The following is a 24477-nucleotide window of genomic DNA, read 5'->3' as shown; positions in this document are numbered from 1 at the left end:
TCTAGTATTGATTAGTCCAAGCCATATTATTAATTATTGTTAAACAATTACATTAATAATTTTCATAATTTGTTGTGATTAGATATTGTCATCAAGCCTAAAAAAGCTAAGCAATTGAACGAAAATAGCTCTAATTATACAAAGTTTGCATAATAAAGGTAGACTAATACCAGTAGTAAGAGCACCGTGACGACCAAGCCAAGTTGTAACACGTCTTGTTCAAAATACGAGCTACTATCTGTACTATCGTTTGCCACTAATGATAAACCGCACTGCGGACAGCTGTTGTCTAGTCGATTTAGCAAAGTCATATATTTAGCGTTGCTACAACGCAGTGGTGAATTACTACAATACCCTATCATAATCTATTCCTCCCTTTATCATTCTCACTAATTACTCAAAGAGAGTTCATTGTAAGTCACTTGAAATATATTACTAGAATAGTAGTAATCCACTACTTTTTGTAAGGTAATTGTATTATAATGAACACAAGATAAATAACTTATCTTATAACTGTAACATAAGATATCAGCACTAATGTCATCCCTCATTAGTTATGAGCTGATAATAATTTATTACCTTGAGGATCAAATGATGAAACTACAATCCCTAGTTTTAGCAACTGCTACTGCCCTTACTATGACTTCTGCCTTTGCAGTTCCTGCAGGTACTTGGTCTGTTGCTGCTGGCACTCACATGGTTGACCCAAAAAGCGATAATGGATCGTTATTAAATGGTGCTTTATCTGTAGAAGTTGACGACGATATTCGTCCAACTATCAGTGGTGAGTATTTTATCGCGGACAACGTTGGTATCGAATTGCTAGCTGCTATTCCGTTTCATCATGACTTCACCTTAACTGACGCTGCTGGTGTAGAAATTAAAGGTAAAACTCAGCATTTACCACCGACTTTATCCGTACAGTATCACTTTGATGGCTATAATATGCCTATGAATCTAAAACCATTTATTGGTGTTGGTGTTAACTACACTACTTTCTTTAAAGAAAGAGTTAATATCAGTGGCGCTGATTTAGATCTTGATGATAGCGTTGGTGTTGCCGGTCACATCGGTCTTGATATTCCCTTTGCACCAACCGAAGCTTTCCGTATTGATGCTCGTTATATGGACATCAAAACTGACGCTACTTTGAATGGTGCTGACATTGGCGAGATCGACATCAGTCCTTGGGTTTATGGCGTAGCATTTGTTAAACAGTTCTAAGATAAATTAAATAGCCTGTTGCTATAATCTTAGAATTGCAAATAAAGAAGCCAGCTATATTGCTGGCTTTTTTGTGTCTGCTGATTAGAGCGTAAAATTAATAGTGCATAAAATTAATAGTGCATAAAATTAATAGTGCATAAAATTAATAGTGCATAAAATTAATAGTGCATAAAATTAATAGTGCATAAAATTAATAGTGCATAAAAAAACCGCCCGCAGGCGATCTTTTAAAGATACTATGAATAACTATTTGTTGATACTTATAGCAAAATACGGCGTGGATCAGCCAACAAAGTAGCGATGTAACGAGTAAATACCGCAGCATCAGCACCGTTAATGACTCGGTGATCATAAGATAATGACAATGGCAGCATTAAACGTGGCTCAAAAGTTTGTTTGCTTTCATTCCAGCGCGGCTGCATGCTTGCCTCAGACACTCCTAATATCCCAACTTGTGGCCAATTCACCAATGGCGTAAAGGCTGTACCGCCCAAGTTACCTTGGCTTGAGATAGTGAAGCTAGCGCCTTGTAAGTCTTTGGCACCGAGCTTTTTATCACGAGCTTTTGCAGCTAGCTCTCCAATCTCTATAGCGATTTGCTTAAGACCCTTGTTTTGTACATCCTTAATCACTGGCACGATAAGACCATCATCAGTCGCGACGGCAATACCCATATTGACCGTTTTACGTAGAATCACTTGGGTATTATCATCACTCAAATGGCTGTTAAAACGTGGGTGCTGCGTCAATGCATAAGCGGTAGCTTTGACAATAAAAGCTAAAATAGTAAAGCCGATACCTTCTGCTTTCATACCGCCTTTTAGCTCGCCGCGTAGTTTTTCAGTCTCAGTAATATCAGATAGATCAAACTGTGTCACTTGCGGCAGATAAGTATTATAGTTCAATTGCGGGATAGAGACTTTTTGCAGACGGCTTAAGTCTTGTACTTCCGTCTCGCCCCAAATCTCCAAATTACTCATATCCGGCAAACTAGGTAAACTAGCTCGCCCTGTATCAGCACCACTAGTAGCCGCGGCTTTTTGAGTACTCAGGCTATTTTTTACATGAGCAAAGAGATCTTCTTTTACGATACGATCATTGATAGCAGAACCCGAGACTTGGGTAATATCCACTCCTAACTGCCGTGCCAACTTACGTACCGCAGGACCTGCATAAACCTCAGTTAGCTTATCATTGACTTGTGCTTCGGTCAGCTTAGTGCTCGCCGTATTCACTGTCGATTTATTAGCAGTAGACGGGGCAGCGGCTTGTTTAGGCTCACCAGTCGTCTGTTTTGACGGCTTGTCCTCTTTAGCTGCTGAGCTACTTGATTTGGAAACCTCGGCTTTTTGCTCGTTAGACGCTTGATTGTCATTAGCTTTGCCGCTATTAGCTGACTCGCTACCGATAATCACGATGAAGTCTTGGCCATTGGCAACCATATCACCAACTTGCACCAGTATCTTCTCGACTTTACCAGACTCAGGCGCTGGCACTTCGACCGAGGCTTTGTCAGACTCAATGAGTAAGATAGACTCGTTAGCCTCAACCGTATCACCGACGCTAATCATAATCTCAGCGACCTGTGCTTCATCAACGCCCAAATCGGGCAAAGCATGAGTAGTAGCACTGCCAGATTTTTTCTCGTTATTAGCAGAGCTAGCTTTGTCTTCACTAGCAGGCTGGTTTGTTGATTGAGCAGTATCAGCGGCAGCTTTTGACTCTTGCTTACTTAACTCACTACTATCTTCTTTAGAGACCTTGTCATTAGCGCTGGATGATTCGTCCGCCGCTTCGCTATCAATCTCGATTAGCACCATGCCTTCGCTGACTTGATCGCCAACCTCGACACTGATTTTGGTGACTTTACCAGCGCCAGAGCTTGGCACTTCAAACGAGGCTTTATCAGATTCTAACAAAACAATATTATCATCTTTAGCGATAATATCACCGACAGCGACCATGATCTCACTGACCTCAGCGCTATCCACACCTAAATCTGGGGCTTTAATATCCATCCGTAACTCTCCTTCTTTTATAATGGTTTTGTCAATGGGCTATTCTTGGATGTCATCATCATTTAGCAAAGCGGCGTCTGCTTGGTCTTCGGCGCGGCCTTCACTAGAGATCTCATCATCATCTTCACCGACAAAATCAGGAACAGGATTCGGATTGACGTTATCAGGTGCAGGAGCTGGTGCATCTGGGAAATGGTCATAATGGGGTTGTTGCTGCCAAGCTGGTGGCTGATCGACTTCGATACCAAAGCTTGAGATCGCATCTTTAACCAAGCGCATCTCAACCTCACCTTCATCAGCCAAACGCTTAAGCGTGGCAACTACGATATGAGCGGCGTCGACGTTGAAGAAGCTACGTAGATTCTCACGTGTATCCGAGCGACCATAACCATCGGTGCCCAAAGTAGTATAAGGACGATTATCAGGTAACCAGGCACGGATCTGCTCTGAATAGTTACGCATATAGTCAGTAGCCGCGACGACGATACCTTCATGCGGCGCTAATTGCTCTGTGACCCAAGGCACTACCTCTTCGTCCATAGGATGCAAGCGATTATAATCATCACAAGCCATACCGTCACGAGTCAACTCATTAAAGCTAGTCACGCTCCAGACGTTCGCGGTGATATTGAATTCATCTTGTAAGATTTTCGCCGCTTTTTGTACTTCGCGTAAGATCACCCCTGAACCGAGTAGCTGTACTTGGCTTGAGCCATTGTCTTCTAACAAATACATACCGCGCTTGATACCTTCCTCGCAGCCTTCTGGCATAGCAGGCTGGTCGTAGTTCTCATTCATCAGCGTCAAGTAATAATAGACGCGCTCGCCCTCGCCATACATCCGGCGCAGGCCATCATGCATAACAACAGCAAGCTCATAACCGAAGCAAGGATCATAAGTGACACAGTTAGGCACGACTCCAAAGAGGATTTGCGAATGACCATCTTGATGCTGCAAGCCCTCACCGTTTAGCGTAGTACGGCCTGCTGTTGCCCCTAATAAGAAGCCTTGTGCTTGACAATCGCCTGCTGCCCAAGCCAAATCACCTACGCGCTGGAAACCAAACATCGAGTAATAAATATACAGCGGAATCATCGGTAGCGCATTGACCGAATAACTGGTCGCAAGCGCAATCCAAGTACTCATAGCACCCGCTTCATTGATACCCTCTTCTAGCATATGACCATCGATAGCTTCTTTATAACCCATCAAAGCTTCGCTATCCTCTGGCGTATATTTTTGCCCAGAAGCCGAGTAGATACCGAGCTGACGGAACATACCCTCTAAACCAAAGGTACGCGCTTCATCCGGAACAATAGGCACAACGCGATCTTGGATATCTTTATTCTTTAGCATGGCTGATAGCAGGCGCACAAACACCATCGTGGTTGATTGCTCTTTACCTTTACTACCTTGTAGCACTCGATCAAAAATAGACAGCTCAGGAATATTAAGCGGAATATGACCACTACGGCGATTTGGCAGATGACCGCCTAAGGCTTCACGGCGACCTTTTAGATATTTCATCTCCGCAGAGTCTTCTTCTGGACGATAAAACGGCAAGGTCTCTAATTGCTCATCAGTAAACGGCAAATCAAAACGATCACGGAAATAGACTAGCGACTCATGATCCAGCTTTTTGATCTGATGCGATTTATTAACCGCTTGCGCCTGCGTAGATAAGCCATAACCTTTGACGGTTTTGACTAGCACAACCGTCGGCTGACCTTTGGTTTTCATCGCTTCACTAAAAGCGGCGTAGACTTTTACCGGATCATGACCACCGCGATTTAGACGCGAGATATCATGATCTGATAGCTCATCAGCCATCTCTTTTAACTCAGGATATTTATTAAAGAAATGCTCGCGCGTAAATTCAGGAGTACGCGCCTCATAGAGCTGATACTCGCCATCGACCGCCTCTTCCATACGATGCTTTAGCACCCCAGTCACGTCTTTATCAAGCAGATTATCCCACTGACCACCCCAAATCACTTTAATAACGCGCCAGCCTGCGCCGCGAAATACCGACTCAAGCTCTTGGATAATCTTACCATTACCGCGCACTGGCCCATCAAGACGCTGCAGGTTACAGTTAACCACCCATATCAAATTATCTAACTTCTCGCGACCAGCAAGAGAAATAGCACCTAAACTCTCCGGCTCATCCGTCTCACCATCGCCTAGGAAAGTCCAAATCTTGCGACCCTCGGACTCAAGTAAGCCGCGGTTTTCCATATAACGATGCACGTGGGCATGATAAATAGACATGATCGGTCCTAAACCCATCGATACCGTCGGGAACTGCCAATAATCTGGCATCAAATAAGGATGCGGATAGCTTGACAGTCCTTTACCGCCTACTTCACGGCGAAAGTTCTCTAGCTGATCTTCCGTCAAACGGCCTTCAAGATAGGAGCGCGCGTAGATACCAGGCGCTGAGTGACCTTGATAGTAGATCATATCGCCGCCGAAGTGGTCGCTTGCCGCTCGGAAGAAATGGTTAAAACCGGTTTCATAAAGCGTGGCACTAGAAGCAAAAGTGGCTAGGTGACCGCCTAAATCATCGTCATTTTTGTTAGCACGCATCACCATAGCTAGCGCATTATAACGAATGAGCGCCCGGATTTTGCGCTCAATAGCTAGATCTCCTGGATACATTGGCTCGTCTTCAACCGCGATACTATTAATATAAGCGGTATCCAAACGGTTAAAAGGCAATCCTTCTTGTACCGACATGTTATAGAGTGCTTTTAGCAAAAACTGCGCACGATCCTTATCGGCATGTTTGATAACCGATTCAAAAGCATCTAACCACTCTTGGGTTTCCAAGCTATCGGCATCCTTATAATAATTCATTCTACTTATTCCTTTTTATGAGTTTTTCCTGTGGGCTACAGGGTGATTTACCAGTTTAAAAAGCAAGATTATTGCTTATTTACTCTAAAAAATTATATAGAAGTCCATTATTGAAACTCTTATATAAAATTTGATTGATTATTATTCATTAGAATAATGAAAAGGCAGGCGATTTTGCAACGTCCTTGTGCTGCTTAAATGTGCCATCCACTGACAGGGTTTTAAATAGAGACTGACCATACGAGTGAGATTTTTTTTGATACTGACCTTTGACTTATCAAATCAGTTTACAAACAATCACTGTTCTCCATTATAGGCGCTTATGAGGCAAATGTTTATGGCTATTAGTAAATACCTCTACGTTATACATTTATTAGCAAAATAGCCCATTTGATAATCGCTACTTTATTAGCTCAGTAAAGCTATCACTATCTACTTTCTTTACTTATATAACTATTCTAAAAAGCATAGTTCTGCAATAGCTTTTTTACATTAAAAATATTAACCTACTTTCTTTGACAAAATATGATTTCAAATTAATGAGAAGTGACAAAATTTGTTCACATATCAGACGATATTGGTCATTCTCAGCTTAATAAAGCAGTTTGTTAATATAGTTACCTAGCTTTGTCCTAGCTACTCGATTATTAGGTATGGACCCCAGTATTTTTAATTTTCAGACTACTGCAACGCTTACCGTTATTAAGACAAAGATGTTTTTTTAAAGATTTTATACTATTACTTATTGATAGTGGCATGAACATTGCAGTTATTATATTAAATAATCGCTATATAATTGCTCTATCGGATTATTCAACCGTTTATCAGATTTTCATAGATTTTTTGTTTTTTTGAAAAGTAATATAAATTTTTTTAGTAAACATTTGATTACTTATTAAGCAATCCATCCTAAAAAGTATACCTTTCGTCGGATAAATATTGTTTCATTCAGTAAATAGTTAAATTATACCTCATTCTAAATATACAGATATTCAATTGAAAATGTTTGTATCACCTACGTAAAAAACATTGAATAAATTAATATATTAAAGGTGACAATATGCGTCAATCTCAAAAAATTTCAAAAGTTATTGATATTTATTCGTATCGTAGATGTTGGCAACAGACATTAGCTCTACTAAGTATTTTACTGTTTTCTTTGGGTAGTAGCTCGGTTTTCGCTGCAGTGACTTGCGATGCAGGATTTGTATCGGATAATTTTTCTAACGCAGATTACGGTAAGTTAGCGTCTAACTCTCCTCCTCCTACCACTGGAGCTGATAAACTTTTAGACGGTATTATCAGCGAAAATTATGTTCTTGCTGCTAATAGTTTCAGCATAAGTGGATCATTAGACTCGGGAGGTAAAAATACTTATAAATCAACAGTGACGGATAGAATTCAAAATTTTGAGTTTTTTCAGGATTTCGCCACTCCTGAAACGACACGAACCGTATCTTATACCTTTAAAAACGAATTTACTGGACAAGCTCAAGAACTTAACAAAGTAAGTTTGTCGGTATACGACATCGATTCTAATGTTTCATTAGAGCCTAACATATTTAGACCACGCTATTTTGAGTTCTTCGATGAAGTCAATATAACAGGGTTTACTAGCTTAGGAACACCCGTTAGCCCTACTTTAAGCTCTAAAGGTAGTACCATAACTGACAGCGCACCTTATAGACAACAAAATACTAACGGTGATTTTAATTGTAGTGGCCTGAGTAATGATTGCAAAGTTTCAGTAACTTTTAATGAGCCAGTAGCTAGGGTAGATGTCGTTTATGGAAATAAAACTGATTTAAATTATTACTGGCAAAGAAAATCTAATAATCCCGGTGATCAGCTTATAAATATTGTATTTGATGGTTACTGCTATAAACCACAACCAAGGTTGACTTACAAAAAGGAGCTTTCAGGTTCTCGTGGAGCAAATACTGACCAATTTACTGTGCAGATAAAAGATAACGCGGATAATTCAGTAGTAACTAACAGCATTACAACTACGACAACTACAGGTACAGGTAATACGATTACAAATGGTACAGGTACCACTGGAACCTTTAAGGTCGATCCTACCAAAACTTATACATTGACTGAATTAGGCACGGGAAATACAAACTTAGCTAATTATAGTGATGCTTACGTGTGTCGAAGAGCTGATAATTCTATAGTCACGCCACTAGATCCTAAAAACTTAAAGCTTACCTATGGTGATAGCTGGACTTGTACAGTCACGAATAGCTTGAAGCCTTATACCTTTACAGGTTTTGTTTTCAATGACAATGGTAATATCGCTGAGAATAACAGTAGTAACCTAAATACCAATACTAAGTCTGATATCTCAAGTACCTTTACAGGTAATCAAAAATATTTTAATGGTATTTTTGATGATGGTGAAAAAGGCATATCCGACAGTAAGCTACAAATACGCTTAACCGACTGCAGCTCTACTGATGGTGGCACGAATATTACTGGCACTACTGCTAAAGCCGTATCAGCTGCAGCAGCTACTTTAGGTCAATATAGATTTACTGTACCAGTCAGTGCTTTAAATGGTAAAAGGAAGATTTGCTTAGTTCAAGTAGAGCCTGATCTTTGGGAATATAGCATCGATACCACGCCCAATATTCGTGAGATTGAATTAGTTACTGGTACCTTCAATTATAAAACTGAGTCTGATGGCTCACGCAATCTAGACTTTGGCGAGGTAAAAGCAAATTATGCTTCTTTAGTGTTAATCAAATCCCAATACGTTAATGATTGTGATATTAATAACAACTATGACGGTACTACTGGCACTTCTTCTCAAACTGTTGTCTTTAGCACGGATACGATTACAAACATAGCTCCTGGCAAATGTATCGCTTATAAGATTGATGCTTATAACCGAGGCCATGTTAATCTAAAAGATATCGAAATTACCGATAAATTACAGAGTAAAACGGTTACGTCTACTTTTGCGCTACCGTTCCCTATAGGGAAACCTACCACTGTCTACAGTAACAATACCATCTTGCCAACAGAAACTATTATCTCTAACAAGTTCAATTTAGATAAGTCTACTAGCACAACTGCGACTAAAGCTACGTTGTATTTCAACACCAAGTATGGCATCACTAACAGCTCTAACCCTTAGCCAGCCTATTATACCTAAATATCATAATCCTATCTTTGCTAAGCGTCACTTTGTGATGCTTAGCAGTAAGTACAAGCTATTGATTAGACGGAGCTTTACGCGTTTAATCAGCTGACCGTTCAGCTATTTTTAAGTACCGTCCATCGCTTTTATAGTGCTTGTTTGTATTATCTCTGTAAAAATACACTGTGTAATTAAATGTCTTACCTTCGTCAAAATTATCATTATCTAATAAAAAGTTGGCATAAATATTGCTTATAAAAAAAACAGTAAATGAAAGGTATTTTAAGCATAACCAACGGCTAAATTTATATTTGTTTTAAAGAATATAACGATAGTATCAAAAATAGACCAAGCAAGGATAACTTTATGAAATATATCATCACACTGCGTAAGGTGCTAATAGCAACTGCAGCCTCTATTAGCTTAATGGGTGTTGCTCATGCTGATGACGCATTAAAGATGCAACTGTCTGCTAATAAGGTTGTCACCAATAGCGAAGGCAAGGTTTCTTACATACCAGTCAACACTGCGCCCACTGGCACAGTAGTACAGTACAAAGCCACTTACTCGAATACTATCAACCAAGACATAAAGGATTTAGAAGTCGTACTTCCTATTCCTGCCAACATGACTTTCACCGGTGAAGCTATACCCAATAGTGCTCAAGCCAGCACTGATGGTAAGAACTATGCTGATATACCACTAATGCGTAAGGTCAATGGCAAGATGGTCAAAGTTCCTTACTCTGAATACCGTAGCCTACGCTGGAATATCAGATTATTACCGGCACAAAAATCAGCCGCTGTGGCGCTGAATACGACTGTAAATTAATTAAGCTGTTATTACCGTTAGTTTCTTTAATACACCCTTTAACCTGAGCTTTACTAATCACCCTTGGAGTCCTAAATGAAATCAAATACTTTTAACTATAGCCTGCTTGCCGTCGGTGTCGCCGCGGTGATGGGTTTATCTACTAGCGCTATAGCCGCTGCGCCTTCTGGCAAATCAGCCAAAACAGTAACAATTGATAACTCAGCTAGTGCTACTTACAAAGTTGGTACTGATACAACGGAACAGACCGCCACTTCTAATAAAGTCACAGTGACTGTATCTGAGACCAGCTCATTTATCTTTGAAGCTACCTCAGCAGATGATGATCTTACTGATGATCTGAACAAAGACTTAACAATCAACCCGCAAGCTGGTCAGTCAGTATCGTTCGAACATACTCTTCAAAACAAAGGTAACGTCACTGATAAATATACTCTCGATATTGTTCAAGCGACTAATGATAACTTCAATTATAGTAGTAACGTCATTACCTATACTACTTCTAAAGATCCTGCAACGGTTAAAAATTACGTCGCTGCAGACGGTATCGTACTAGCGCCAGAAGAAACGGCAACCATCACTATTACCTCAACCTCTAATATCAAACGTAATGTCGGACAAAACGCTGCTCTTACTGTTACCGCCTCTAGTAAATATTTGAAAGACAAGACTGGTAGCACTCCTGCTAGTTATCAGGCATCTAACACAGATAATGCTATCACTAAAACGCCTATCTACGCCATTACCAAGTCTGCTAATACTAATCTTAATAATAATTTTTTCGATACTGCTAATAATAATGCTTATGTCGATTATACGATCACTATTAAGAATGAAGGTAATGCTGATGCCAAGGCTTTTAATGTTATTGATACATTGCCTATAGGCTTGGTTGCACTTACTACTACTACCCCTACTTCTACCGTTACTGGTTCTACCTCTGGTACTGCCTCTACTGCAGTCACTCCTACTTTTTCTGGCACTAATAACGATACAATTAATGTCACTGGTCAAAATTTGAAGCAGGGCGAGACAATTACTATTACTTTCCGTGCGAAAAAAGATACCAGTATTTCTACTCCTATAGACTCAGGTAGTTCGCTAACTAACGTAGCTATTGTCAAAGATGATACTTTAAACGATACGAACGCTAACAACCCTGATCTAATCGATAGATCAGATACGGTCTCTGGTGGTGGAGCTAATGAAAACAACTACGAAGATCCTAATGCACCTGAAGATAAAGACGGAAAAGATGACAACACTGATGCAACAGTCACTACCCGCAACCAAACTCGTAACATTACTATCAGCGAAGGCACTAATAAAGAAGTACCATTAATTAGTAATGACAATGTGTATAGCTACGTTATTACTAACAAAGGTACTGATATTAAAGAAGCCACTAAAGCTGGTGACGTCCTTTTCACCATTTCACCTACAACAGATAATAATAAAATTACTATTGGAGACGTTTATTTCGACTCAAATGGCAATGGTTCTTTTGACGCAGAGGACACTAAGCTTGATAATACTGGTACTACTGGAACTTATGACTTATATAACGCTGTAGGAAATACCGATGCTGCACTGAATGGTTTAAGCGTTGATGAAGGCGTCAGAATTTTTGTAAAAGTCAGCACTAATGGTAATTCTGTCAATGGTGTAGCTGGCGACATAGGCACCTATGAAGTTATGACTATCAAGGTATTGCCACAAACAGCAGTTGAGGGAACCGCTGTACCTACGCTTACAAGCAATAATGAAACCACGTCTAAAACTACTATGGAAGGCATTATTTTAGCTAAAGAGCAAGCAATTGCTGCTTGTACTGGAGTAACAGCAACTTCACTTAGCTATGTTAAAACAGTTCTAGGTAGCAATGAGAATGCAAAACCTGGTGCTTGTATCTACTACAAGATCACTGCTGAAAGCACTTTCAAAGAAGCTGCTAACGCTGTGAAAAATGTCATTATAACCGATAAATTTGACACTAATAAGGTTACATATAACGGTAATTTAACTTCTACTACCTCTAATAGCTCAGCATTTGCTACTTCAAGTTATGTATCGCCAACACTTGTCGCTACTTTTCCAGCTCTAAAAGCGTCAGAAACAGGCACTGTTTATTTTTCTACTAAGATTTCTGAAACAGGAGCGGTAACGCCAACTGGAGGATTACCATTACCGCCTACGCCCTAAATATCAATTAGAAATGTAAACAGTAATATTTAATTTAAATAGCACCTATAAGTATAAGCTTCAATAGACGCTTATAGATAAACCCTCTAGCTTGAGTTGATTGAATTTAATTAGCTAAGCTAGAGCATTACCACCCTCCCCTTTATGTTTTATTGGATAAGCGACTTATTATGACATCACATGTACTCAATACGTCTAAACACAACATGCATAGTACAGCGAAGATCTCAGCGCTGACGGCTGCAATGTTGCTTATGCAATCAAATATGGCGTTGGCAGCTCCTGTTGTGAATAATATCCAGAATACCGCACAAGTGAGCTACAGCCTCGATAATAAAGATGATATTGTCATTAATGCTAGCTCAAACACTGTGCAACTTGTGTCATCAACACCTATCATTTATGGTCTTAGCTTATCGCAAGCCATGCCAAAGACAGTAGCGCCAGGTACAGTAGCGAGTTGGATAAATGTCCTAAAAAACACTAGTACGGATGAGGCAACTGTAAGCTTACGTTTGGCTCCTGAAGCAATGCTATCCAATCTAAGAATCTATCAAGATCTTAATAATAATGGCATCATTGATGAAGCTGATCGAGAACTTATTCTCAATAATCTTAGTGCTCAGATAAAACTTCAACAAGCTGAAAGTATTCAATTTATCGTACAAGCTCTAGTCAGTAAAGAAGCTCAAGATGGCGACACTGCTAATATCAAACTTGGCGCTACCATAATAGAAGATCCTTCTGTTAGCGCTGCTTTAGCTACCGATAGTGTCATAGTGGTAGCGCCTCGTATTGATTTTATGGATGAAACTTTTAATGAATTTAAAACTAAAACTCAAGTAGAAGAAGACATCTTCGTTCAAGTAGGTTATGCAGCGTGTAATTTACAAGATGATAAGAAAGATCAGGTTTGGGTCACTATTTCTTCACCAAAAACAAGCGACACATATTCTCTAAAGGCCATTGAAACTGGTGTCAACACTGGTAAATACCGTCTGCAAGCGCCTACTGCTGTCAACTCCAATGCTATAGTTGATGACATTATTCAGACACTAGATGGAGATACTTTAACTGCCAAACTTGAAGCCTGTATCGCACCTTCGGTAGGTCTCAGCGCTGATGAATTGCCTAAGACAACTGACCTTACCCCCGTTGATGAAGATATCAGTAATACCATCAGCATTATTGATGAAACGCCAAAATTAAAAGTTATTAAAGAGAGTGAAGTTAAAAGCGCTGAACTTGGTGATTATGTTAGTTATACCATCAATGTAAAAAATGATGGTAAAGCTATAGCTTATGACGTTCAACTAAAAGACGCGCTACCACGTGGTTTTGATATTGTTTCAAACAGTGTACGTATTATTAAAGACCAAAATAGTAGTGATATAGCTATCGCTCAAGCACAAACTACAGAATTCAAAACTGAAGGTAAGTATCAAGTTCTAAATTTAGGTACTTTAGATATAGGTGAAAGCAAAGACATTACTTATCGAGTATTAATTGGTGCCTCTGCCTTGGGTGGCGATGGTATTAACCGTGCTATAGCGCAAGGTAGTAATGAAAATAAAAGACTATTTACCTCTAGAGAAGCGCAGTGGCAGATCGATGTCGAGCGCGGCGTGATGAATACCGATGGCATCATCGTTGGCAAGGTCTATCACGACATCAACCGTGATGGCATCCAACAAAAAGAAGAAGGCGAGCTTGGGGTCGCTGGCGTGCGTATCTATATGGAAAACGGTAACTTCGTGGTCACCGATCCTGAAGGTAAGTATAACTTTTATGGCATCAGCGCCAAGACTCATGTACTCAAAGTGGATCGCACTACCATTCCTAATGCCACCGAGCTGGTAATTCAAAGTAACCGTAATACAGGCGACGCTGGTAGCCGTTTTGTGGACTTAAAATACGGCGAGCTGCATCGTGCTGACTTCGGTATCGTCGGCGGTATGGGTGATAGTACGGAGCGTCTAAATACTGAGCTGATTGCCCGTAGCAAGTCAATAAGTGCAAAAAATAATGCACTTGAGCAAGCGATAAAAAGCGAGCTTGATTTAGAGCCTATTTATAATCGCGATTATAAAGATAATGTTGATGCTAGCGGCTGTAAGTCTAATGATGCGCTAGATCAAGGTATCCAGTGTGACTCGGCTATCGTCAATAATATGGTTAGTTCTGCTAGCAATCGCGTCGATATGGCAGTGACTAAAGTTGCGCAGCCGCAGCCCAAAGTATTAGAAGAGTACCTAAAAGAAGTCGCTACTAATGAGGTGGCCTTTATTAACTTAAATGAAGGGCAGCAGCTTAGTACTTATAAACAAATGGTACAAGTGCAAGCGCCGCTAGGCTCTACTTTCACCCTGTATGCCAATGGCAAAGCGGTATCAGAGCAGCAAATCGGTAAAACCGCTGAGCAAGAAAAACAAAGTGTAACCGCCTTTGATTACTACGCGGTTGATCTAAAGCGCGGCAGTAATACTTTGCGCGGCGTAGCCACTGACGTCAATGGTAAAGTTATCTCTGAGCAAACCATTAAAGTGATGACACCGGATAGCTTGCAAGCTATCGATTACCGTACTCAAGATCAGCTCGTTCCCGCCGATGGCGTCAGCGAATATCAAGTGGTTATCAGCCTAAAGAATCGCGACGGTAGTCCTTATATCGCCTCAACTCCTATCACTATCGATACCAACATTGGCCGGATCAATTTAAAAGATAGCAGTAAAGATAAAGTAGGCACGCAGGTTACTGTCTCTGGCGGTGAACTACTCATTCCGGTGACAGCGCCAAGTGTACCGGGCAAAGGTGAGCTGATCATCGACACTGGTAGTAGCAAACAAGTCATTCCACTGCAATTTACCGCAAATCTACGTCCGCTTATCGCGGTTGGTATCGTTGAGGGCGCTATTTCACTCAAAGACTTTGATGGTAGCCAGATCACTGACGCTCAAGGCGCCTTTGAGCAAGAGCTGCATGAGTACGCAGGTAACGATGACTACGCCGCCTCTGGCCGCGCCGCTATGTTCCTAAAAGGCAAAGTACGCGGTGATTATCTATTGACGCTATCTTATGATAGTGACAAAAAAGGCGAGCGTCTGTTTCGTGATATAGAGCCTGGCGAGTATTATCCGGTCTATGGTGATAGCTCAGCTAAGGGCTTTGATGCGCAGTCGACTAGCAAGCTCTATGTACGCGTTGATAAAGGTCGCTCATTTGCTATGTACGGCGATCTAAAGACTCAAATAGATAATGACGAAGGCATTAAGCTTGGCCAATATAACCGTACTTTGACTGGCGTAAAAGCGCAGTATGAAGATGAAGATACGCGCGTGACCGCCTTTGCCGCTGAGACTAGCACTAGCCAGCGCGTCAATGAGACTCGCGGTTTGGGTATCTCAGGCCCTTACCCATTAGCTGAGAATTTTGATGCGGTTTTAGAGAACTCTGAAACGATCGAGGTGATCACTCGTGATGTCAATAATCCAGGACTTATCATCAGCCGCGAGATACTGACCCGCTTTGCTGATTATGAAATTGACCCTATTAGCCGCAGCTTATTTTTAAAGTCGCCTATCGCTAGCCAAGATATCAATGGCAATCCTATCTACTTACGCGTCACCGTAGAAGTCGATGAAGGTGGCGAGAAATACTGGGTGGGCGGCGTTGCGCTCAAGCAGCAACTCAACAAAAAAGTAGCTGTTGGCGGTAGCTACATCAATAGCGATGATCCACTAAATAAAGAACAGCTTGCTAGTGTCAATACCGTCATTAAAATGAATGACAAGCTAAAGCTAGTCGCTGAGTACGCGATGAATAAAGCGGAGAATCCTAACTTTGAGCCTAGTAATCAGATCAATACTACTAAGTTACAGGGTAATGACGCGGATGGTGATGCGCTACGCGTAGAGCTTGATTATGATGATAAGAAAAACACCCGTGCCAAAGCTTATTATAATGATACTGATGAGGGCTTTGTCACTGGCGCCTCTCCGCAAACGGCTGGCCGTCAAGAGTCTGGGTTTGAAGTTGCGCACTTAATCAATGATAAGAAGACTGCGCTAAAATTAGAAGGCGTTCGCACTAAGGACTTAACGACCGAAGCCAGCCGACAAGGGGTACTTGCTAGTATCGAGCAGCGTCTAAGTACTAACATCGTCGGTGAGATTGGGGTACGTTATTATAAGCAAGATGCGACAGCCGCCTCACGCAGTATTCAAGAGGCTACAGACGTCGTCGATGTCACTGATGATACAATCTTTAATGATGATATTATCAATCAATCGGCACTTAGCGGCGTCAATAATGCTGATAAAGACATTGAAGGCACCACTGCTCGCGCCCGTATTACTGCGCGTTTGCCAAAGCTTAATAACTCGCTAGTGTTTGCAGAATACGAGCAAGATATCGATAACAGTGAACGTAATGCCACCTCTATCGGTGGCGAGACGCCGCTAGGTGGTCTAGGTCGTCTTTATGCTCGCCATGACTTAATTAACAGTCTCTCTGGCAGCTATGGCTTGGATGATACCGAAGAGCGTCAACGTACTGTCGTTGGTTTTGATGCCAACTACATGAAAGATGGCAAAGTCTATAGCGAATACCGTATGCGTGATGCTATTAGCGCACGTGAAGCAGAAGCCGCTATCGGTCTAAAAAACAAATGGTATGTACAGCAAGGCCTAACGATTAACACCTTATTTGAGCGCGTAGAGTCTTTAGAGGGCGACACCGAGAACACCGCGACCGCCGCTGGCATTGGTGTTGAATATTTAGCAAAAGAAGACTATAAAGCTTCTGGACGTTTTGAGAAGCGTTGGGGCGAAACGAGCGATACCTTGCTCGGTAGCGCAGGTATTGCTTATCGCTACACCGATGAGGTGACTTTACTCGCCAAAGACATCTACTCGCGTGTTGACTATACGGATGGCGATCGTACTATTAACCGCTTTCAATTAGGCGCAGCTTTCCGCGACTATGATAGTAATCAGCTAGACGCTTTAGCTAAGCTTGAATACCGTCTAGACGATAATAATACTGGCGATGATGCTTATCAAAAAGATACTGTTGTCTGGTCATTGAGTGGTAACTATCACCCCACACGCCCCTTAACTTTATCAGGTCGCTATGCTGGCAAACATACCCAGTTTGACGCCGATAATATCAGCAGCGATAACACTGCTCATGCGCTGTATGGCCGTGGTCTTTATGATATCAGTGAGCGCTGGGATGTAGGATTACAAGCTGGTACTTATTGGAATAAGCAAGCTGATGATATGTCGTATATGCTAGGTGCTGAGGTCGGCTATAGCCCAATGACCAATCTTTGGTTATCACTTGGCTATAACTTTATGGGCTTTGAAGACGATGATATCGCTTATGAAGATACTACCCAACAAGGCGCGTATTTTAGATTACGCTTTAAGTTTGACGAAGACTTATTTAAAGCTAAAGATGCGAGCAAGAACCCACGTTTAAATGATAACTCTAATTTTTAATTCGGCTACCAGCTTAGCTATCCTAGTCATCAATTAATAGACTATGCTATAAAAGCAGCTGTTTTTAATGAGACAGTATCCTAAGTCAACCTTACGATACTGTCATTTATAGAGCCGGGCTATCTATTTAACCTAATTAAACTATTTGAACTAAGTTTCAATAATCTTGTTAACTCGATAGCCTAATCTAATTTATAACCAATTCTACCTTACTATAAGTATAAGGTCTGCTCTATGACTACTATTCGTAATAACGCCATCGCTTTATCTTGCTCCACTATTACCTCTTCATTGTTATTTACCTTGGCTCTAGTAATGCCGTCATTGGCTCAAGCTGATATTTCGGTCAGTGAAACCTCGATAGTCAGTCCTAACGCCATAGTCAATCACTGTGATAGTGACAACAATTATTTTGAAATAAAATCTCGCTACAGCAAGTCTCAAAGCGCGCGCCAACGTGCAATAGCCTGTATGCAGCTGCAGCTAAAGCCTTATCAACTTGCTACCATGAGCGCGCGTCAACAGTATTTTGCTTATAAAGCTCAAGCTTGGCTCAATTATGCCAATCACGAAGACAGTATTAATAGCGCAATCGATGCTGGTAATTATGCTTTTAATGACGCTGTGGCTATTTTCCAAGCCCTAAAGAGCAATAGCGAAGACGACTTACCGCTAATTACTGATATTCCTCAGACCTCCGCATTGATGCGTCCAGATCTATGGGCTAATATTAGTGCACTAAAAGATAGTGGCGCTATAGCCAATGCCCCGCGCGAGCTTGCTTTTAGTGAGGTAAGCCTAGTTTGGGCAGCGGCCGATCATTGCGAGCATGGCTTTCGTAGCTCAAGTCCTCACTTTCGCATGGCGGATCGCTGGCTTGAGCAAGCACATGAAGCTTTTGTCAATGCCAACGATGACGCCGCGAGTGTGGCTATGCAGCAGTTAGCAGTCAGCTACTACAAACAATATCAGTCTTTGGATCCAAGTGATGATGTCTGCCGCGGGCAACTCTTGTCGTCGGCGGCGTCAACAACAGCACCAACTATGGCGCTATCTATAAAGGAGGCCGCGGTAGATGATAACACTGCATTAGCAGCGACTATTCCAAGTGCAAAGCCTATGGTCAGTTATCAAATAGTAAATTAGAGCGTTTAGCTCTTAACTATAGTCAAAATCTATCTTCGCTATTGACGGTTTTTTTGACAGCGTATGAGTAGATTGGTTGGCTAAGCGATATTGAATCTGAGCAATGTCCTCAGCAGCTGTTTCATACTTTATATCAACTATCGATAGCAGCTCAGCTAAGAATTTCTCAGCGCCAAAACGCGCATCTTGATAGCTACCATCAAGCCCTAAGTATGGGTTTGAAAGTACATGACGTAACCTATCACAGGCCGGAATAGTGTGCTTAGGAAGATAACCCATTGTTTGAACTATAGTTTGCGGACGTATCTCAAGACTCTCTATCTGCTCGATAATACGCTTTGCCAAAGGATGACGCGGCTGATAGTGACGGGTATATTTGGGAGGACGACTGTTTTGACTAACTATAGCGGTAAAAGTAGTAGACATCGCAAACTCCAGTAACTCCGATAATATGTTATAGAATTTGTCAAAGTAGCCTTAAATCAGCATAGGGTGACAAATAAGTTAGGCACAAATGAGAGTGTCGGAGTACAGGCTCATGCGCTTTACCAGGGTTGTTTTATATCGTGCTGGAAGTTGCAAGGTTGGCTGTATTATTTGCTTTAAAATAAAAGTAATTACCAATCCATTAAACCCACGATAACGCTCTAATAATCATAGCATAATCTTAATTACTAGTTCAATTACAGCTAGCGTTTTAGTTGTCTTACTTGTTGGCATTATCATTGATATTGTCTTTTTGCCGCAGTTTTAATAACAGCTTTTGTTGCCAAGGCAGACGCTGATAAGCTAGCATTTGCTCAGCGAGCTGTTGTTTTTTTCTTAATATGGCGGTGTTTTGAATGACATAAACACGGCGAGTAATACGATTGATCACCTGCCCTGCTCTGTTTTGTATAACTGCTTGAATGGTATGCTCGCCCGGATTGAGATCGATGGTGGCAATAGAGGCGGTTATTCCCTGAGATATTAGCTTATCATCGATATAGATGCTGATACTGTCGCCTGCTTGCAATGCGGGGCTCAGTTGTAGCTTGACTGTGATGATCTGCCCGGGACGCTGATAGGCGCGCTCAGCGCTTGGCTCTAACATCGCTAGTTGATAATTGACCGCCGCTTGCAAGGTTGGTTTGATTGAAGATTGATTTGTCGCTGTTTGATTGTCTACATCAAGGCCTGAGTTATTTTGCTCAGCGCCATTAGAGTTAACCGTACTGCTATCTGCACTACTATTTGTATTACTACTATTACCGGTACTGACACCAGTTTCACTAATTTGCTTGCCCGCTTGCTGCTCATAAGACTGCGGATTATCTGTAAAGGTAACTTGTCCGGTACGCTCATCGACGACTTTATAGATAGGCGCGGCATTTGCGGTTAGCGTACAAGAGATCGCTGCTGTTATTAATAAACCTGCCAGTCGGCTTAGCGTCAATTTTTTAGCTGGCGGCATTTTTTTTAGTAATATAGTCATAGTTCATTGACCCAAATAATCGTTAGTTTGATTATTATGCTTGATTTTTAGGCGTAATACAGTAATTGCTTTGCAAGCCTTAATAGAGAGTTTTAACCACAAAAAAACCAGCCAAGATAAACTCGGCTGGTTGTTTGGCACAATAATACTTTGAGCTTTTAAGTTGCTATTAGCAGCTATAGTACAAGTCAAACTCCACCGGATGCACGGTGACGTTGACCCGCTGCACTTCTTCTTGTTTTAGCGCGATAAAGGCTTCAATCATCTCTTTGGTGAAAACATCGCCTTTTAATAAAAACTCATGATCATCGCGTAGCGCTTGTAGTGCGACTTCTAAGTTTTCAGCGACTGTTGGGATTTGCGCTTCTTCTTCTGGCGGCAAATCATATAGGTTTTTATCCGCCGCCTCGCCCGGATGGATTTTATTTTGAATACCATCAAGGCCTGCCATTAATAAAGCGGCAAAGGTCAAGTACGGATTGGCCGCAGGATCTGGGAAACGCGCTTCGACACGTACCGCTTTTGGGCTACTCACGTGCGGGATACGAATAGAAGCTGAGCGATTAGAGGCAGAATAAGCTAACTTAATAGGCGCTTCATAATGTGGAACTAGGCGTCTATAGCTATTCGTTGAGGGATTGGTAATGGCATTTAACGCGCGAGCATGTTTGATAACCCCGCCGATAAAATATAGCGCCGACTCTGATAAACCAGCATATTCATCGCCTGCGAAAGTATTGACACCGTCTTTGGAGATCGACATGTGCACGTGCATTCCTGAGCCGTTATCACCGACTATAGGCTTTGGCATGAAGGTAGCCGTTTTGCCAAACTGATGCGCGACATTATGCACGACATACTTTAGCTGCTGCACTTCATCGGCTTTTTTGACCAGAGTATTAAAAGCGACTCCAATCTCTGATTGACAAGGCGCGACTTCGTGATGGTGCACCTCAACACTACCCTCGCCGATGATCTCCTCAATACGCTCGCACATAACGGCCCGCATATCGTGTGAGCTATCGATAGGAGGTACAGGAACATAACCGCCTTTGACGCGCGGACGATGGCCCATGTTGCCCCATTCGTAGTTTTTATTAGTAGACCAAGCGGCCTCTTCTGCGATGATTTCGTGGCTAACCCCTGACATCTCAACGGACCACTTTACCTCATCAAAGATAAAAAACTCAGGCTCAGGACCAAAATAAGCAGTATCACCGATACCCGTTGACTTTAGATACTCCTCAGCACGGCGAGCGATAGAACGCGGATCCCGATCATAGCCTTGTAATGTAGAAGGCTCAATGATGTCGCAAGTCACTACGACAGTGACCGCATCAAAGAACGGATCGATAAAGGCAGTCTCAGGATCTGGGCGCAGGATCATGTCAGAAGCTTCAATACCTTTCCAGCCAGCGATAGAGGAGCCATCAAACATCTTGCCATCTTCCATCACTTCCTCATCAACGCTATGCGCCGGAAAGCTCATATGATGCTCTTTACCACGCGTATCGGTAAAGCGAAAGTCGACCCATTTGGCATTTGAGGATTCGATAAGATCTAGTAGTTTATTCGACATGAATAGTCTCCGTGGTGGTGGTTAACAGGTTATTAAAGGCTTATTAAATAGCAAATAATCAGTGATTTACTTATATCGTTACGCTCTAAAAGTGATTATAGCTTTAGCATAAGCTAATAGTTACAGGCTATCAGTTAGCTTATCCTAGCTATTGCTGTCGCTATTTTAACAACATATAGGCGATGATGCTTAACTGTTATCAAAATTGTGCTTTGACAAATTACTTCAAGCTTTATCATGCGCCGCCTTATATCATCAAACTCTCTATTGATAAAGATGCAACAGCTATGCCAAGCTATTATATTATTTATAAAAGACGGCTTTTTTGGCTCAAACTCTAGCAGATAAACCGCTATTATTTTTTATGCTTTAATTACTCTAGTCAAATAAACTTCTATTATTCTCAGTAGCGCCTCTTAAAGAAGCAAAAAAACGCACTATAACAGTGCTGTTTTTATTTTTGCAACAAAACGGTGCTTAGTTTGCTAGCCAAAACCTTTATCAATAATGGTCTATTCTTGATAAAATCTTAAGCTAGTAGCTGCTTATCAACGCTAGAAGCTTGATAGCGTGTTAAATAATGGTAAGATAGCAAAGCTTCAATAAAGGCAAATCTAGCCAAGCTTAGCAAAAACAGTCACCTTTTAGACGAGTAAACCCTGATGATTTTAATGATCGATAATTACGACAGCTTTACGTACAACATCGTACAGTACTTCGGTGAGCTACAGCAGGACATCACCGTCTGGCGTAACGATCAGGCCACTATTGAGCAGATCAAAACCTTAGCTCCCGATATCATCGTTATTGGCCCAGGGCCTTGCGATCCGGATCGTGCTGGTATCTCGCTTGAGGTGATTGACACCTTTAAGGGCGTGATTCCCATACTCGGTATCTGCTTAGGACATCAAGCCATTGGTCAAGCTTTTGGCGGACAAGTGGTCAAAGCCGGAGCAGTAATGCACGGCCGTTTATCGGCGGTGCATCATAATGATCAAGGCGTGTTTAGCGGTTTAGCCAATCCCTCACAGTTCACTCGTTACCACTCTTTGGTGATCGACAAAGCGAGTTTGCCTGAGTGCTTAGAGATGACGGCTTGGACTCAAAATGAGGATGGCAGCATTGAGGAGATTATGGGCGTGCGTCATAAGCAGTTTGCTATCGAAGGCGTACAGTTCCATCCAGAGTCTATCTTAAGCGCCGCCGGTTATCAGCTGTTAAATAACTTTTTGCAAAGCCATCAGTTAGCAGTTTTGGCGGTCGATGAATTGCCGCAAGTAGGATAAGACCTTAAAAGTATAAAACATAATAATAAATGATAAGTGAGACAGTATGAGCGCTACGCAAATTACAGAGAATATAAAAAGTACCCCAGAGCATATCGCTCAGCTGAGCGATGAGCAAGTACACAAGCTGCTCACCTCAGCTTTGGAGCGCATCTTTCAGCATATTGATCTAACCTTTGATGAGATGCACGAGGTGATGCTAATCATTATGCAAGGTAGATGCAGTGATGCGATGATGGGCGCTATTTTGACCGGGCTACGCATGAAAGGCGAATCTATCGATGAGATTACTGCCTCCGCGAGTGCGATGCGCAATTTAGCGGCAAATATCGAGCCTAAAGGGTGCGATTATCTGGTCGACATCGTCGGTACTGGCGGTGATGGCGCTAATTTATTTAACGTCTCAACGGCGTCAGCCTTAGTAGCAGCAGCGGCAGGCGCGCAAGTGGCTAAACATGGCAACCGCGGCGTCTCGACTAAGTCTGGTAGCTCAGACTTATTGGAGCAGGCAGGTATTAGCTTAGCGTTAACCCCTGAACAAACGCGCGAATGCATTGAGAATGAAGGGATCGGCTTCTTGTTTGCGCCCAATCATCACAGCGCTATGCGCTACGCTAACCCTATCCGCCGCGACCTCAAAGCGCGGACGATCTTCAATATCTTAGGTCCATTAACCAACCCTGCTGGCGTGCCCAATTTAGTGATTGGGGTGTTTACCGCGCAGCTTTGTGAGCCTATCGCTAAAGTGATGAAAAATTTGGGCGCCGAGCACGTGATGGTCGTCGGTGCCAAAGACGGCTTAGATGAGATTAGCCTTGCCACCTCTACCACGGTTGCTGAATTAAAAGATGGCGAGATAACGGTCTTTGATATGATGCCAGAGGATGCCGGGGTTGAATCGCAAACGCTAATTGGCCTTGATGTCGACTCTCCTGAACAAAGCTTGGAGCTGATACGTGCAGCCCTCTCAGGGGAGGATACTTATGATCGCTCGGTGCTCAAAGCTCGTGATATGATCGCGCTCAATGCAGGCGCGGCGATTTATACCGCAGGACTTGCTAGCAACTATCCCAATGGTGTTAGCCGAGCGCAAAAGGTCATTCAAAATGGTAGCGCTCTATTAAAGCTTGAATCGCTAGCGGCTTATACGCAGCAGCTCGCCGCAAAAGCTTAAACATTATAAAGCATGACTTATAAAGCCTCTCTTTT

At 42.0% G+C, this 24477-nt stretch carries 14 protein-coding genes; 8 read left to right on the top strand and 6 right to left on the bottom strand.

The window, feature by feature from the left end; translation table 11 throughout:
* Window positions 1-134: 134 nt before the first annotated feature.
* Window positions 135-311, bottom strand: coding sequence for a hypothetical protein (locus M0N77_RS04345; protein WP_353103862.1), 177 nt, complete (start codon window positions 309-311; stop codon window positions 135-137).
* Between the two features lie 283 nt (window positions 312-594).
* Here M0N77_RS04345 and M0N77_RS04340 point away from each other — a divergent pair, with 283 nt between their 5' ends.
* Window positions 595-1224 (top strand): OmpW family outer membrane protein, encoded by a 630-nt coding sequence (locus tag M0N77_RS04340; RefSeq protein ID WP_353103860.1) that lies wholly within the window; start codon window positions 595-597, stop codon window positions 1222-1224.
* Window positions 1225-1487: 263 nt separating this feature from the next.
* On the opposite strand, the gene M0N77_RS04335 is transcribed toward M0N77_RS04340, so the two are convergent.
* Both M0N77_RS04335 and aceE read right to left on the bottom strand, forming a co-directional pair.
* A complete protein-coding gene (locus M0N77_RS04335) occupies window positions 1488-3245 on the bottom strand; it encodes a 2-oxo acid dehydrogenase subunit E2 (protein WP_353103858.1) in 1758 nt (585 codons plus the stop codon).
* A 39-nt stretch (window positions 3246-3284) separates the two neighbouring features.
* Window positions 3285-6104, bottom strand: a complete 2820-nt coding sequence (gene aceE, locus M0N77_RS04330) for a pyruvate dehydrogenase (acetyl-transferring), homodimeric type (RefSeq protein ID WP_353103856.1) — start codon at window positions 6102-6104, stop codon at window positions 3285-3287.
* Between the two features lie 1060 nt (window positions 6105-7164).
* On the opposite strand from aceE, the gene M0N77_RS04325 reads away from it, so the two are divergent.
* The 5 genes from M0N77_RS04325 (at window position 7165) to M0N77_RS04305 (ending at window position 18929) form a co-directional block, all read left to right on the top strand.
* Window positions 7165-9246 carry a hypothetical protein gene (locus M0N77_RS04325; protein ID WP_353103854.1) on the top strand — a complete coding sequence of 694 codons (2082 nt, stop codon included), beginning with the start codon at window positions 7165-7167 and terminating at the stop codon, window positions 9244-9246.
* 369 nt (window positions 9247-9615) lie between these two features.
* Window positions 9616-10080: a hypothetical protein gene (locus M0N77_RS04320; protein ID WP_353103852.1), complete on the top strand. Its 465-nt coding sequence runs from the start codon at window positions 9616-9618 to the stop codon at window positions 10078-10080.
* 75 nt (window positions 10081-10155) lie between these two features.
* Window positions 10156-12282 carry a hypothetical protein gene (locus tag M0N77_RS04315; RefSeq protein ID WP_353103850.1) on the top strand — a complete coding sequence of 709 codons (2127 nt, stop codon included), beginning with the start codon at window positions 10156-10158 and terminating at the stop codon, window positions 12280-12282.
* A gap of 170 nt (window positions 12283-12452) precedes the next feature.
* Window positions 12453-17783: a hypothetical protein gene (locus M0N77_RS04310; protein ID WP_353103848.1), complete on the top strand. Its 5331-nt coding sequence runs from the start codon at window positions 12453-12455 to the stop codon at window positions 17781-17783.
* A gap of 234 nt (window positions 17784-18017) precedes the next feature.
* Window positions 18018-18929, top strand: coding sequence for a hypothetical protein (locus M0N77_RS04305; protein ID WP_353103846.1), 912 nt, complete (start codon window positions 18018-18020; stop codon window positions 18927-18929).
* Window positions 18930-18941: 12 nt separating this feature from the next.
* Here the strand turns inward: M0N77_RS04305 and M0N77_RS04300 are convergent, their stop codons facing one another.
* The 3 genes from M0N77_RS04300 to glnA form a co-directional block, all read right to left on the bottom strand.
* The gene (locus tag M0N77_RS04300) at window positions 18942-19355 is read right to left on the bottom strand and encodes a hypothetical protein (protein WP_353103845.1); all 414 of its coding nucleotides are present in this window, start codon (window positions 19353-19355) and stop codon (window positions 18942-18944) included.
* Window positions 19356-19635: 280 nt separating this feature from the next.
* A complete protein-coding gene (locus tag M0N77_RS04295; RefSeq protein ID WP_353103843.1) occupies window positions 19636-20403 on the bottom strand; it encodes a DUF4124 domain-containing protein in 768 nt (255 codons plus the stop codon).
* A gap of 169 nt (window positions 20404-20572) precedes the next feature.
* Window positions 20573-21982 (bottom strand): type I glutamate--ammonia ligase, encoded by a 1410-nt coding sequence (gene glnA / locus M0N77_RS04290; RefSeq protein WP_353103841.1) that lies wholly within the window; start codon window positions 21980-21982, stop codon window positions 20573-20575.
* A gap of 662 nt (window positions 21983-22644) precedes the next feature.
* Here glnA and M0N77_RS04285 point away from each other — a divergent pair.
* Both M0N77_RS04285 and trpD read left to right on the top strand, forming a co-directional pair.
* Window positions 22645-23268: an aminodeoxychorismate/anthranilate synthase component II gene (locus tag M0N77_RS04285; protein ID WP_353103839.1), complete on the top strand. Its 624-nt coding sequence runs from the start codon at window positions 22645-22647 to the stop codon at window positions 23266-23268.
* 46 nt (window positions 23269-23314) lie between these two features.
* Window positions 23315-24442 carry an anthranilate phosphoribosyltransferase gene (gene trpD / locus M0N77_RS04280; RefSeq protein WP_353103837.1) on the top strand — a complete coding sequence of 376 codons (1128 nt, stop codon included), beginning with the start codon at window positions 23315-23317 and terminating at the stop codon, window positions 24440-24442.
* The last annotated feature ends 35 nt before the right edge of the window (window positions 24443-24477 follow it).

Source organism: Psychrobacter sp. AH5 (genome assembly GCF_040371085.1).
Taxonomy (GTDB): domain Bacteria; phylum Pseudomonadota; class Gammaproteobacteria; order Pseudomonadales; family Moraxellaceae; genus Psychrobacter.
Note: the sequence above shows the minus strand (reverse complement) of the source record. Positions and strands in the feature narration are given on the sequence as shown.